We start from the raw sequence: 13,727 nt of genomic DNA on the forward strand, positions 1-13,727 counted from the left end.
TGCTTAGTATTTTGGGATTTCTACTATCTGATTGATGCGTCCATATAGGTAGGCTCTTAGGCTTGTTCTGTCGGGTGCGTAATACTCTGTCCATTGTCCGTACTGATTGACAAGGTATTTCTTCAGTACATCAAAGAAGTCAAAGCGATAGCCTTGTAGGGGAACGGCTGTGCGGAAATAGGTGTTTGAGTTTACCGCTTCACATAGCCAATTCTTTTCTTCACGGCTCATACACTCGCCACGATTGAGTTTTGCACGCAGGAGATATACTTTGCTATTACAAAGGCTCTCCAAAGGGGGAACGTCCCATTGTACAAACTTAATTGCCAACACTTGCTCACTTTTTTCAGCCACAGGGTTAATGCGGTAATGAGAGGAGGAGCTATATCCTTTTCTGTTCATCGAAGATGTTGTATTTACTTTTTGCTTATCCATAGCGACATTTTTTTTATGCGTCCAAAGATCGGAGTATGCTGATTCCTTTTTGTAGCAAAAAAGAGGTAGCGGGGCGGGCTTGCACAAGGTTTTGGCGGAAAATACAACCCGTAGGTGTGGAGATTTTCCAGACAAACCAAGCGGCACAGACCTTTTGAAAGCCACAAGCCCCGTACTACCTTTGCGGATAAAAAGGGAACAGCATCCGTCTCCTTGTCATCGCATATCGTGGAGCATTGGAAAAGAAGCGAAAGTGCAACGCTCGTAGTGGGAAATAGAAAAGGTGGCTATCTCAATATGCGAGATAACCACCTGATGAAATAACATGAAAGGTTTTACAGAGCTGTGCTTCTCAAAGCACGCATAGCAGGATGGCACAGAGAATTGCCAGCCAGAAGAGAATGCTCAGCAGCGTAATTGTCACTTTTAGAATTACCCTGACTATAAAGCGTAGTATCAGAAAACCTGCAATGACAGAAACGGCAGTTACGACTTGCGGCGTTACTATCTTCGAGATAAGCCAAATGGCACCGATAACGACGGAAAGCAGGATAGCGAGTTCGATGAAGCGTGTCCAACCGAAGCAGCGAACTTGCTTGGGAGAAGTCGGCTGCTGCTTGATATTATCGGTTTTGTTCGATGCGTCTGCCTTGATGAAGGCAGGTGTGTGAACGTCTTGATTCATGATGATTGTATTCATATCGGAGCTTTTAATAGTTCAAGAGCAGTTACAAGATACTCTTCCACACAAAGCCAAGTGTTTGTAAAACTATTGGTGTGTGGGGAAGAATAGTTATCTTGGCTCTTGACACTACAAAAGCTTCCGATGGTATTACATCAAGTCATGTTCTCACTATCGACAGTTGGCAGACCATTAACCTCGATGATCAGAACGATTGTCCCTGTCAGTTCGGTGTAGAGTTTCTCATAATCTGGACTTGTACCAAAATCGTCCGTCAGTTCATACTTATCGAAAACGCTTTGTACAGCCTTATTCTTCAGAAGCATTGGTGTTAGTCTTTCAGGAAGAGGAGAAGGGAGTTCTTTCTCGAACTCATTCTCTAAGACAGATACAAGCGTGTCATACTTGGAAAAGTGCAAACCCTGGTATAAGACTTCACTTGCCATTGTCTCAGCTTCGGGATGCGAGAAGCCCTGTGCCACTGCATCACAATAGGTAGTAAGGGATTCATCTGCTCTTGCCGTTATGAATGGGTTGTCACTCATCATTTCTGGGAAATGCTCACTGAGGTAGTTCTCTAACTTCAAACGGAAGTAGGAAAGCTCTTTCTTTGTTGTTGTCATAATCTTCTTGGTTTAGGATTGTACATTATTTTGAGTTGATGCCCATAGCAACTTTGAACTTGTCTAACTTGCCAGCCAACTGTTCCATATCGTGTTCTATTTTCTTATTGGTAATACGGGCATAGATTTGTGTGGTTTTAATGTTGGTATGTCCCAGCATCTTAGAAACTGATTCCATTGAAACACCTTTACTCAATGACATTGTTGCAAATGTGTGGCGAGCCATGTGAAAGGTTAGGTCCTTTTTAATGCCACAAATATCTGCAATTTCCTTCAGATATGAATTAGTTCGCTGATTAGTTAGCATTGGGAAGAGTTTACCATCACGATAGGTCTTGACACTATACTTTTCAATGATAGTCTTCGGAATATCCAACAAGAGAACATTAGTTGCTACGCTTGTTTTCTGACGCTTCGTCATTATCCATTGTTTGTCGTCGAGGGTAACAATGTTATCGGGAGTAAGGTTGGCCACATCAATGTAAGCCAAGCCTGTGAAGCATGAGAATACGAATAAGTCGCGAACAAGTTCCAAACGCTGGATGCCCAGATCCTTATTGGCTATCTTCAAAATTTCTTCATCTGTCAAGAAACCACGATTGACAGGTTCAAGGTGAAATCGGTGATTGAGGAATGGATCGTGATGTATTACGCCCATCTTTCTTCCTAAAATCGTAATAGTCTTAAAAGTCTTCATAGTCTTAGTGGCTGTATTCGGATTTTGCCCAACCACTGTGCGAAGATAAATATCGAAGTCGTGTATGATAATATAGGTAAGTTCTGATAAGCGTATATCTGAACGCTTGTACTTGTCCTGCAAGAAGGTTGTGAAATGGCGTTTGCAGACATTATATTTCTGCCAGGTGGCTGCACTTACAGATATACCCACTTGCTTAGCAATATCTTTGTTATGTTTATCGAAGAGTGTCATCATCGTTTCTACCTCTTCTTTCTTGCCGAGATACTCCGACTTGATACGTTCCAAAGAAATGGCATCTGTCATTTCCAACTTTTTGAAGATAGTCTGCAATCCGCTTTGGATGTTATCCAACTCGAGATTGGTAGAAAGGACCTCTGTAGTCCTTCCCTTCAGTCGTTCTTTTTCACTATCCCATTGCGACTGCTGAACGGCAATGCCTGTTGAGCCAATGGAAAGTCGTTCGTTGTTGAGATAGATTCTCAACATCACGGGTGTTTTACCCTCCTTGTTCACATAGTTGCTTCTTAAATAGAAGACTGCTCTGAAAATGGTTTTCATTTGCGCTGCTGTTGTTTAATTGTAGCCATGGCAAGGAAAGTTGTAGCCAAAATCCAATAATTGTAGCCAGCTTCTAATAGAATTGTAGCCAAAAAATTGAATTATTAGCAGGATAAACTTCTGTAACCACGCTGCAAAGTTCGACATATTTATTTGAATAGCAGCAATTTGCGTGTACTCTATGCGTACTCTGTACGAACTCTTGGCTACAATTTTTATTTTGCCTCAAAAAGTGTAGCCAGATTGTAGCCATTGTAGAGTATTTAGGGAGTATTTACCCCCTCTGTACGTACTCTGAGAAGAAGAATGTATATAAAAGAAAAGTATCATAACTACTTGTAGCTATGATACTTACGTTTTTGTTAGGATTTCTCTGTTGGTCTGTTCAGAGTACCTAAAGCGGAGAGAGAGGGATTCGAACCCCCGATACCCTTTAGAGGTATACACGCTTTCCAGGCGTGCCTCTTCAACCACTCGAGCATCTTTCCTATTCTCCTCACATATAGAAAAGCATCCACATATGAAATATATGTGTACAAAATTACTCCTTTCGTTTGATAAATTCACATAAAGGAGTTACTATTTAATATTCTTTAAGATGGCAATATCCATTATATTGGAATCTTATCACCATCTCCAAAAACAGATTCCTGAGTTTCAAGTATTATGTTCGATAATAGAATCTTACACCCTAATACCAAAGATACGCTCTACATTGGCATTCGTCTGACGTGCTATTTCTTCTTCATCAACGCCATAACTCATTGCTAATGTATGCATTACCTCTATAATAAATGAACTTTCGTTCCGTTTACCACGATATGGTACTGGTGCCATGTAAGGGCTATCGGTCTCTAAAACAATACGATCCAAAGGAACAGCAGCAGGCAAATCTTCCCTCAAATGACTACTCTTAAAGGTTGAAACGCCCCCTATACCCAATGCAAAATGCTCAAAACGAAGGAAGGCTTCAGCCTCTTTTTGATTACCAGTAAAGCAATGAAAGACACCACCTGGTAATTCTTTTTCATACAATCGCATGATATGCAACATCTCATTCTGTGCTTTCCTACAATGTATCATCAAGGGTAGTTGCGTCTCAACACTCCATTTGACAGCTTCCTCAAAAGCAGCAAGTTGCTCTTGTTCATACTCACGTGACCAATAGAAATCAAGCCCAACCTCCCCTATGGCAATGAATGTTTCGCCAGGTAAAGCTGTACCATCAGCCTGCTTCTTAATAGATTCTTTCAATCGAGCATACATCTTTTCAAGTACTATCTGCCAATCTTGACGTACCTCTTCTGGCTGTAATCCAATCATTGGATAGCACACATCAGGATATTGTCGACATACAGCTAAAGTCGTATCTACAGACTTTAAGTCTATTGCTGGTAGGAATATCTTCCCCACTCCAGCCTGCCGTGCTCGCAAAATAACCTCTGGTAAATCCTCAGAGAAATCTTCAACATCTAAATGAGCATGTGTATCTATTATCATTATAATCAACTAGTTATCGTTTACGATGCAACATTCTTTGTGCATAAGTGACCAATTCTTGCTTACGAGCATCACTCACATTCACAGCAGCAAGATACTTATTTGCTTCTTCAAAATAGTAATTAATTCGATCAATAGCCATCTTGTCAACACCTATCTTATTATAGAGTTTGGTCACAGCTTCAACCTTTTCATCCCGCACGAAATGCTCACATGTAATCCATTTCTCCAATTCTTTACGTTGGCGAACATTAGCTTTGTTGAAGGCATTAATTAGCATGTATGTCTTCTTGTTAGACGTTATATCCCCCCCAATCTTCTTACCGAATACCTTTGGATCACCATACACATCAAGGTAATCATCTTGTAATTGAAAGGCCAAACCAACCTGTTCTCCAAACTTATAAAGGTTCTCTGCATCCTCTTGTGGGGCGTCTGCTAAGATAGCACCAATCTTCATTGCACATGCCAGAAGAACACTTGTCTTCAGGCGAATCATCTCTATATACTCCTCTTCCTTGACGTCATTTCGTGTCTCAAACTCCATATCATACTGCTGACCTTCGCCTATTTCTAAAGCAGTAGTAGTAAATAGTTTCAACACTTCACGCAGGTGTTTATCATTACACTTAGCCATCCGCTCAAAGGCTAGAACAAGCATGGAATCGCCCGAAAGAACGGCAGTATTCGCATCCCAACGCACATGTACAGTTTGCTGTCCACGCCTAAGTGGAGCATCATCCATCAAATCATCATGTAATAAGGTATAATTGTGATACGTCTCAAGGGCGCATGCTGGTGAGAGAATCGACTCTGGATCATCCTTAAAGAGATTGTAAGAAAGAAGCATTAATATCGGTCGGATTCGTTTCCCACCCAGTGACAATACATATTTAATAGGCTCATATAAGCTCCAAGGTTTACGATTATATGAGATGTTATTTATATAATCATTTACTTTAAATAGGATTTCATCAGCAGTAAACATATAGGATTGTTTTAAGTTGGTTGATTACAAATATTAATTCACTTTATAGGTAAACTTCAATGGATATTGACGCTTTCTAGATGAAAGACATGTTTATCATGAAAGTTTAAAGACAACAGGAATCTCCACTAAAGACTGGCATTTTCTACCCTTCTGTATGCCTGGTTTCCATTTCCCCATGGTCTTCAAGACTCTCAAAACCTCTGCATTTAGCACAGGATAACGCCCACTCTTAATCGTAACATCATTCACAGAACCATCAACATTGATGATGAAAGTAATGTTTACAGTACCTTGCAGTTCTTGACTCTTCGCATCTGCAGGATATTGTAAAGTCTTTGTAAGCCATTTCATAAACTCAACCCAGCCACCAGGAGGTGTTGGAGTATCCGAGAGAATACGCTTACTAACCTTATCATCATAACGTTCCACCTCCACTTGTGATGGATCATCTGTCATCTTCTCCGTCACTTTTTTGGCATCTTCCTGCACCTTGGGTGGATCTGGCAAGGTGGTGACCATTGGCATAACGATAGGAACATCACTCACTTGCGGGGCGGCAGTTTTCTTGTCATTTGAGTTCATGCTACCTGCGTCGTGAGGTGTCACCTTATTAGGGACATCCCTACGTTTAAGATTCAAAAGATCCTCAATTGTAGGTTTCTTATCGTCCTTTGTCTTTGCTAAGTCTTGCTGGTCAATGGCAGGCAACATATCCATATCGTGAAGAGTCACATTCTTAAAGGCTTTCACGTTAGTATCATCATCGCTTGAAGGATTGGCATTGTATTCCATAGCAACAAAGAAGATAGAGAGGGCAATGATGATTCCCAAAAGGAAACCAACCCATCGCTTATTCTCTAAATCTGCTTTTTTTGACTTCTTAATCTCCACTGTTAGATACTAAAACTATAGCTATTGCCGTTATATGAAATACTGCTCTATCCCCGAGAAGCCTACCTTCTACTATTTAAGCAGTTCCAAAGACAAAAGTAATAAGATATTCGGAAAAAGCTGTAACTTTGCCCGATAAATTAATTTAGATTAAATGAAAAAGTTTGTTTTAACGCTCATCTCAACCCTTTTCACTTGTATGTTATGGGCTCAAGAGAGCCAAACTGAATACAATTTCTTACGTCTTCCTGTTAGTGCACATGCTGCTGCTTTAGGTGGAGATAATATTACAATTATTGAAGATGACCCTGCTTTGATGTTCTCTAACCCTGCTCTTGCATCATCGGTAAGCGATAAGACGATAGGTTTGAGTTATATGAATTACATGAGTGGTGCCAATTACATGGGTGCTTCTTACACAAAGGCTTTGGGTGAGAAAGGGACAATTGCAGGAGGAGTCCAGTACATGAACTATGGAAAGATGAAGGAGTATGACCAGAACAACACACAGATAGGAACCTTTAATGCTAGTGAGATTGCAATAGAGGGGATATTTTCTTACGAATTAGCACATAATCTCGTGGGAGGTATAACAGCGAAGTTTATCAACTCATATATAGGTAATTACAGCTCCATGGCAGTAGGTGTTGACCTCGGTCTCAACTGGTTTGAACCTGATTACCAATGGTCTGTTTCGGTGGTAGCAAAGAACTTGGGCGGTCAGATTAAGGCTTACGAAGAAAACTACGGGAAGATGCCTATGGATGTACAAGTTGGTGTGAGTAAAACCTTTGCAGCCTTACCTGTACGACTATCTGCAACTCTCGTTGACTTAACTCATTATGATTACCGCTTTATCAATCACTTGAATCTTGGCGCAGACATCCTCTTGTCAGACAATATATGGGTCGGTGGTGGTTACAACTTCCGCCGAGCTGACGAGATGACCATCGGTACCAACGAGGATTCCAGTGCACATGGAGCAGGCTTTAGTGTGGGTGGTGGCATTAATCTCGAACGCTTCAAACTAAACTTAGCCTATGGTAAGTATCATGCAGCTAGCAGCTCCGTCTTAGTCAATCTTGCCTATTCATTTTAAGTAATAATTGTTTAATTAGATACAGATAACCTCATTTATCTTTGTAATTTCACATGATTTGAGTGATTGGAAACGATTTCTAGAATTTATCAAACATCCTCCAACTAACATTATAAACGCCTAGGAGCAGCTATCGAACAAATCTTTTCAAATTGAATATCCTTTCGCATAGACTTAAACAGGCACTCTTCTCTATTTAAAGAGAGCCTTTCTTTGGAATAAGAAGAGCCTCTCTTTACATTAAAGAAACGCCCTTCTCAAATGGAAGTAGACATTCCTTTCAACTCAATATATGAAATGAACACAATGACAAATAATCTATTTCGAACCATAAACATATTACTTTTTTTATTAACTTTGCACTCACTGCGCAAGAAAGCAGTACTAAATAGATAAAACAAAACACGGATTCAGAATGAAAAAGATAACTATCGCCATTGATGGATACTCCTCATGTGGTAAGAGTACAATGGCTAAAGACCTTGCAAAGAAGATTGGTTACATCTATGTAGATACTGGTGCAATGTACCGATCCGTTACGTTCTATGCTTTACGTAATCATCTATTCAATGCGGACGGCTCGATAAAAGAAGAGGAACTAAAGGCACAGATGGATAAAATTAAAATTAGTTTCCAGTTGAATAAAGCAACAGGACGACCTGACACCTATCTCAATGGAGAGAATATTGAGACCGAAATCCGAACAATGGAAGTATCTTCACATGTCAGCATTATCGCTGCCCTCCCCTTCGTTCGTACTGCTCTCGTGGAGCAACAACAGCAAATGGGCGCAGAGAAGGGTATCGTTATGGACGGAAGAGACATCGGGACTGTGGTCTTCCCACATGCAGAACTAAAAGTATTCGTCACAGCTTCAGCAGAAGTTCGTGCCCAACGACGCTACGACGAACTGAAGGGTAAAGGCATGGATGCTAACTTCAATGAGATTCTAAAGAATGTACAAGAACGCGATTATATCGATACCCATCGTGAGACGTCACCGCTCCGTAAGGCGGATGATGCTATCGAATTAGATAACAGCAACTTAACAATTACAGAACAACAGCAATGGCTTTACGATCAATATTGTAAAGTGGCTCAATCGTAAAAGGATTTCATCTACCCCAAAAGAGAGAACAAATCAAGCAATAGAAAGGCTAAGGTAACATTAATATTTATAGGTCAACTCTATTTTACGAATCACCTAAGAGAAAAAAAGCTATTCGCTTGTAATTCTCAAAAAATAGTCGTATTTTTGCAGAAAAGAATTATTAATAGTTGACTTCACGCTATTTTTTAAATGAAAAAAATCATCTTATCTCTCATAGCAGTAGCTATGATTATGGCAATGACAGGATGTGGTTCTAGCAAGGGCTTCACCTATGTGGAGAACATTGACTCAACCAGTCTTGCCGCTTCACGTGGTCTCTTTGATGCACGAATTATGCCTAAAGACGAATTAACCATCACAGTCAATACAACTAATCCAGAGGCTGCTGCACCCTTCAATCTGCAAGGTGGTGACAAAGGATCTACGGCTTTCAAGGGCTATCTAGTTGATAACACGGGATTCATTAACTTCCCTATTATCGGTAAGATACACGTTGTTGGCTTAACAAAAACAGAATGTGAGGACTTGATAAAGAGTAAGATTCAACCTTACCTTGCACGCACCGAGAACCCTGTTGTGACGGTTCGCATGAGTAGTTATCACATTACTGTCATGGGTGAAGTAGGTCGTCCTAGCGTGATACCAGTATCGACTGAGAAGATTAGTGTTCTAGAAGCTATTGCGCAGGCAGGCGATTTAGGTGTATATGGTAAGCGTAATAATATTCTGTTGATACGTGAGGATGCAAGAGGAGAAAAGCATGCAGTACGTCTGAATTTGAATGATGCTAACATCATCAACTCACCTTATTATTATCTACAACAGAATGACGTGTTGTACGTTCAACCAAACTCTGTGAAGGCAAAGACCTCTGGTGTGGGTAGTTCCACTACCATTTGGTTCTCCTTTATAGGTATTGTTACATCAGTAGCATCACTATTGGTTAACATTTTAAGAAAGTAAGATTCTATCTTTAAATGGGGACTTATATCCTCATTAAAGAGGCAAATATTAAAAATGAGAACATTCTTTGACATCCATATCTTGCCTAGCCTAGAACAGAGCTAGATGATAGGAAGCGGGTGTAAGGGTGTTCTCATTTGTTATAAAAAGGAAAGGGTTAAGGTAAAATGTGTGGTATTGTAGGATATATTGGGACAAAGCGTGAGGCTTACCCCATACTGATTAAAGGCTTGAAACGCCTTGAATATAGAGGATATGACAGCGCAGGCGTGGCACTGATAGACGATAATGGCAACTTAGATGTCTATAAAACAAAAGGAAAAGTGGCTGACTTAGAGGAGTATTGTACTGATAAGAACGTCACTGGCAACATTGGTATTGCTCACACACGTTGGGCAACTCATGGTGAGCCATCATCTATAAATGCGCATCCACACTATTCGCAGTCAAAGAATCTGGCAATTATTCATAATGGTATTATCGAGAATTATGCAGAAATAAAGCATAATTTGATAGAGAAAGGAATACAATTTCAGTCGGATACAGACACTGAAGTGTTGGTTCAACTGATTGATTATATACAGACAAAGAAGGACATTAGTCTCCTAGAGGCAGTACAGTTGGCTTTACATCAAGTAATTGGTGCATACGCCATAGCCCTCTTGGATAAGCGTAACCCTGATACCATCATTGCTGCAAGAAAGCAGAGTCCACTTGTAGTAGGCATTGGTGATGGTGAATTCTTCCTCGGCTCGGATGCTAGTCCGATAATCGAATATACTGATAAAGTTGTCTACCTTGATGATGGAAACATTGCAGTAATGAAGTTAGGAGAGGAGTTGAAGGTCGTAAATATCCTCAATGAAGAGCTATCTCCAGAGGTTCGTACGGTTGATATCAACCTTGGACAGATTGAGAAGGGAGGCTACGACCACTTCATGCTCAAGGAGATCTTTGAACAACCAGAGTGTTTGACAAACTGCATGAGAGGTAGAATTAACGTGGAGCACGACAATGTTACCTTGAGTGCAATGATTGATTACCGCAGCAAACTACTCAATGCTAAGCGCATCATTATCGTTGCTTGCGGTACAAGTTGGCATGCTGGACTTATCGGTAAACAGATGATTGAAACCTTCTGTAGGATTCCTGTAGAGGTTGAATATGCTAGTGAGTTCCGCTATCGTAACCCGGTTGTAAGTGATAGCGACGTTGTCATAGCCATTTCACAGAGTGGAGAAACAGCCGATACACTTGCAGCTGTAGAGTTAGCAAAGTCTAGAGGTGCTTTTATCTATGGCATTTGTAATGCCATCGGGTCTAGTATCCCGCGTGCAACTGATACAGGAACTTACATCCACGTAGGCCCTGAAATCGGTGTTGCTTCTACAAAGGCTTTCACTGGACAGGTCACTGTCTTAACGATGTTTGCACTAGCTTTAGCAAATGCCAAAGGTACTATTAAACACGAAGAATACGTGCGTACGGTTAAAGAATTGGCAGAAATTCCTAATATGATAAGGGATGTGTTGAAGGTAAATAACCAAATTGCAGATATGGCACGCACCTTCACTTATGCACGAAACTTCCTCTACTTGGGACGTGGATTTAGTTACCCAGTAGCTTTGGAAGGTGCATTAAAATTAAAGGAGATTTCTTACATTCATGCAGAAGGCTATCCCGCAGCAGAGATGAAACATGGTCCTATTGCCTTGATAGATTCTGATATGCCTGTAGTAGCTATCGCAACGCAGAACGGGATGTACGAGAAAGTACGTAGCAACATACAAGAGATAAAAGCAAGACAAGGTCGGGTTATAGCCTTAGTAACTAAAGGTGACACGACGATCTCTCATATCGCAGATGCCGTAATAGAGCTTCCTGATTGCATGGAATGTCTAGAACCATTGGTTGCAACAATCCCATTACAGCTTTTGGCATACCATATTGCAGTTTGCAAAGGCAAGGATGTTGATCAACCACGTAATCTGGCTAAGTCTGTTACAGTAGAGTAATAGTCTCAGAAATCACCATCATCTAGGATACTCAACAGGGTATTCAAAATGACGGGGAATGCTTATAAGCTGGTAACGAAAACGCAAACAAGATTAGTAAACATCGGTAATTGTAAAAGACAGACAATACATCTTATAAATGGAAAAGAACATTCATGAAGATTGCGGAGTAGCAATGATTAGGTTGCTAAAGCCGTTAGAGTATTATCAGGAGAAGTATGGAACCTGGATGTACGGGTTAAATAAACTCTATCTTATGATGGAGAAGCAGCATAATCGTGGTCAGGAAGGGGCTGGATTATCTGCTGTGAAACTCTCATCCGAGCCTGGTAACGAGTATATGTTCCGTGAGCGAGCAGAGGGAAAGAATGCTGTTACAGAGATATTTGCTGATGTACACAAGCATTATAAAGGCTTATCACAGGAGCAATTGTCTGATGTTTCTTTTGCAAAAACTAGTCTTCCCTTTGCGGGAGAGCTTTATATGGGCCACCTCCGGTACTCAACTACTGGCAAGAGTGGTCTTTCTTATGTCCATCCCTTCCTACGTCGCAACAACTGGAAGGCAAAGAATCTATGTATGTGTGGCAACTTCAATATGACAAATATTGAGGATATATTTGAGAAACTGACTGACCAAGGGCAATGCCCACGCATCTATAGCGATACTTACCTTCTATTAGAACTCATGGGACACAGGCTTGATCGTGAAGTTGAACGCAACTTTGTGAAGGCACAGGAACTTGGACTTACGAAACGAGACATCACTGAGTATATTGAAGATAACATACAAATAAGTAATGTCCTCAAGACTACCATGGAGCATTTCGATGGTGGTTACGTTATTTGCGGACAAACAGGTTCAGGCGAGATGTTCTCTATTCGAGATCCATGGGCTATACGTCCTGCATTCTATTATAAGAACGATGAGATCGTAGTAGTTGCTAGTGAACGCCCCGTCTTACAGACAACCTTCGACCTAGAATGTGAAGACATACAAGAGTTGAAACCGGGTCAAGCCTTAATAGTTAACAAACGGGGAGAAGCAAGCCTACAGCAGATACTTGAGCCAAAGACTTATTCGGCCTGTTCGTTTGAGCGTATTTACTTCTCTCGTGGATCGGATAGAGACATCTATAAAGAGCGTGAGAAACTAGGTCAACAATTGACAGAACGCGTCCTAGAAGCAGTCAATTATGATACAACTCACACGGTTTTATCATTTATTCCTAACACTGCAGAAGTAGCGTTCTATGGGTTAACTCATGGCTTTAAAGGATGGATTGACAAACGAAAAGTTGAGCAAATAACAGCCTTAGGGAGCAACCCTTCAGAAGAAGATATACATCAGATTCTAAAGCAAGGAATACGTGCTGAGAAGGTAGCATGGAAGGATATCAAGCTAAGAACATTTATCACTGAGGGGAATTCACGCAATGACCTCGCCTCTCATGTCTATGATATAACATATGAGAGTATCGAACCCTACAAAGACAACTTAGTAATCATAGACGATTCTATTGTTCGAGGGACAACTCTCAAGGAAAGCATTCTTCACATCTTAGATCGTCTACATCCAAAGAAGATCGTCATTGTTTCCAGTGCACCACAGATACGCTTTCCCGACTATTACGGCATTGACATGCCACGTCCAGAAGAGTTCTGTGTCTTCCGTGCAACCATTGAGTTAATACGTGAACGGAATATGGAGAATCTTCTACATGATGTTTATGAAGCCTGTAAGAAAGAGGTTGCCAAACCTAAAGGAGAACATCTCAATAATTCAGTAAAGGCCATTTATAAGCCTTTCACCATAGAAGAAATCAATCAAAAGATTGTAGAGATACTTCGACCGCAGGGCATGACAACACCAGTCGAACTTGTTTTCCAAAGCATTGAAGGTCTACATAATGCTATTCCGAACCATCCTGGTGACTGGTATTTTACGGGTGACTACCCTACTCCAGGTGGTATGAGACTGGTCAACCAGAACTTCATCAATTATTATGAACATGAACACCTCAAGCATAACATGAGCTAATCTCTATAGATAAGGACGTACGGCTTGTGCGCTCAAGACATTTCTCTTGAATTAACCGCACAAACCATACGTCCTTTTTCCAGTGTTAGAACATTAACAAGAAATACATAAAAACAAT

At 40.7% G+C, this 13,727-nt stretch carries 12 protein-coding genes and 1 tRNA gene; 5 read left to right on the plus strand and 8 right to left on the minus strand.

The genetic code is table 11. From position 1 onward, the window contains the following. Nucleotides 1–3 precede the first annotated feature (3 nt). The 8 genes from F0475_RS02880 to F0475_RS02915 all read right to left on the minus strand — a co-directional run bounded on the left by F0475_RS02880 (nt 4) and on the right by F0475_RS02915 (nt 6,380). Entirely contained in the window at nt 4–435 is a 432-nt protein-coding gene (locus tag F0475_RS02880) for a hypothetical protein (protein WP_155715285.1), read from the minus strand. Nucleotides 436–787: 352 nt separating this feature from the next. Next, nucleotides 788–1,135 carry a hypothetical protein gene (locus F0475_RS02885; protein WP_155715286.1) on the minus strand — a complete coding sequence of 116 codons (348 nt, stop codon included), beginning with the start codon at nt 1,133–1,135 and terminating at the stop codon, nt 788–790. 137 nt (nt 1,136–1,272) lie between these two features. Next, nucleotides 1,273–1,740 (minus strand): DUF1896 domain-containing protein, encoded by a 468-nt coding sequence (locus F0475_RS02890; protein ID WP_155715287.1) that lies wholly within the window; start codon nt 1,738–1,740, stop codon nt 1,273–1,275. A gap of 25 nt (nt 1,741–1,765) precedes the next feature. Then, nucleotides 1,766–2,998 carry a site-specific integrase gene (locus F0475_RS02895; RefSeq protein WP_155715288.1) on the minus strand — a complete coding sequence of 411 codons (1,233 nt, stop codon included), beginning with the start codon at nt 2,996–2,998 and terminating at the stop codon, nt 1,766–1,768. A 400-nt stretch (nt 2,999–3,398) separates the two neighbouring features. Then, a tRNA-Ser gene (locus tag F0475_RS02900) sits at nt 3,399–3,486 on the minus strand. A gap of 196 nt (nt 3,487–3,682) precedes the next feature. Continuing rightward, on the minus strand, nt 3,683–4,498 hold the full coding sequence (locus F0475_RS02905; protein WP_155715289.1) for a TatD family hydrolase: 816 nt from the start codon (nt 4,496–4,498) through the stop codon (nt 3,683–3,685). Nucleotides 4,499–4,511: 13 nt separating this feature from the next. Further along, nucleotides 4,512–5,486, minus strand: a complete 975-nt coding sequence (locus F0475_RS02910) for a polyprenyl synthetase family protein (RefSeq protein WP_009435060.1) — start codon at nt 5,484–5,486, stop codon at nt 4,512–4,514. 96 nt (nt 5,487–5,582) lie between these two features. Further along, a complete protein-coding gene (locus tag F0475_RS02915) occupies nt 5,583–6,380 on the minus strand; it encodes an energy transducer TonB (RefSeq protein WP_009435071.1) in 798 nt (265 codons plus the stop codon). Nucleotides 6,381–6,534: 154 nt separating this feature from the next. On the opposite strand from F0475_RS02915, the gene porQ reads away from it, so the two are divergent. The 5 genes from porQ (at nt 6,535) to F0475_RS02940 (ending at nt 13,609) form a co-directional block, all read left to right on the plus strand. Beyond that, on the plus strand, nt 6,535–7,479 hold the full coding sequence (porQ, locus tag F0475_RS02920) for a type IX secretion system protein PorQ (RefSeq protein WP_155715290.1): 945 nt from the start codon (nt 6,535–6,537) through the stop codon (nt 7,477–7,479). A 415-nt stretch (nt 7,480–7,894) separates the two neighbouring features. Beyond that, nucleotides 7,895–8,587 carry a (d)CMP kinase gene (cmk, locus tag F0475_RS02925; protein ID WP_155715291.1) on the plus strand — a complete coding sequence of 231 codons (693 nt, stop codon included), beginning with the start codon at nt 7,895–7,897 and terminating at the stop codon, nt 8,585–8,587. 192 nt (nt 8,588–8,779) lie between these two features. Then, the gene (locus F0475_RS02930) at nt 8,780–9,553 is read left to right on the plus strand and encodes a polysaccharide biosynthesis/export family protein (RefSeq protein WP_155715292.1); all 774 of its coding nucleotides are present in this window, start codon (nt 8,780–8,782) and stop codon (nt 9,551–9,553) included. A 167-nt stretch (nt 9,554–9,720) separates the two neighbouring features. Next, complete coding sequence (gene glmS / locus F0475_RS02935) at nt 9,721–11,568, plus strand: glutamine--fructose-6-phosphate transaminase (isomerizing) (protein ID WP_155715293.1); 1,848 nt, start codon at nt 9,721–9,723, stop codon at nt 11,566–11,568. Between the two features lie 139 nt (nt 11,569–11,707). After that, nucleotides 11,708–13,609 (plus strand): amidophosphoribosyltransferase, encoded by a 1,902-nt coding sequence (locus F0475_RS02940; protein ID WP_155715294.1) that lies wholly within the window; start codon nt 11,708–11,710, stop codon nt 13,607–13,609. Nucleotides 13,610–13,727: the final 118 nt, after the last annotated feature.

Origin of the sequence: Prevotella vespertina (assembly GCF_009728485.1) — a bacterium.
Classification (GTDB): Bacteria; Bacteroidota; Bacteroidia; order Bacteroidales; family Bacteroidaceae; genus Prevotella; species Prevotella vespertina.

Excerpts from the sequence above, each read along its gene's own strand:
- F0475_RS02910 (WP_009435060.1), bottom strand. The coding sequence starts at position 5,486 with ATGTTTACTGCTGATGAAATCCTATTTAAAGTAAATGATTATATAAAT.
- F0475_RS02885 (WP_155715286.1), bottom strand. The coding sequence starts at position 1,135 with ATGAATACAATCATCATGAATCAAGACGTTCACACACCTGCCTTCATC.
- porQ (WP_155715290.1), top strand. The coding sequence starts at position 6,535 with ATGAAAAAGTTTGTTTTAACGCTCATCTCAACCCTTTTCACTTGTATG.
- F0475_RS02895 (WP_155715288.1), bottom strand. The coding sequence starts at position 2,998 with ATGAAAACCATTTTCAGAGCAGTCTTCTATTTAAGAAGCAACTATGTG.
- cmk (WP_155715291.1), top strand. The coding sequence starts at position 7,895 with ATGAAAAAGATAACTATCGCCATTGATGGATACTCCTCATGTGGTAAG.
- glmS (WP_155715293.1), top strand. The coding sequence starts at position 9,721 with ATGTGTGGTATTGTAGGATATATTGGGACAAAGCGTGAGGCTTACCCC.
- F0475_RS02905 (WP_155715289.1), bottom strand. The coding sequence starts at position 4,498 with ATGATAATAGATACACATGCTCATTTAGATGTTGAAGATTTCTCTGAG.
- F0475_RS02880 (WP_155715285.1), bottom strand. The coding sequence starts at position 435 with ATGGATAAGCAAAAAGTAAATACAACATCTTCGATGAACAGAAAAGGA.
- F0475_RS02940 (WP_155715294.1), top strand. The coding sequence starts at position 11,708 with ATGGAAAAGAACATTCATGAAGATTGCGGAGTAGCAATGATTAGGTTG.
- F0475_RS02890 (WP_155715287.1), bottom strand. The coding sequence starts at position 1,740 with ATGACAACAACAAAGAAAGAGCTTTCCTACTTCCGTTTGAAGTTAGAG.
- F0475_RS02930 (WP_155715292.1), top strand. The coding sequence starts at position 8,780 with ATGAAAAAAATCATCTTATCTCTCATAGCAGTAGCTATGATTATGGCA.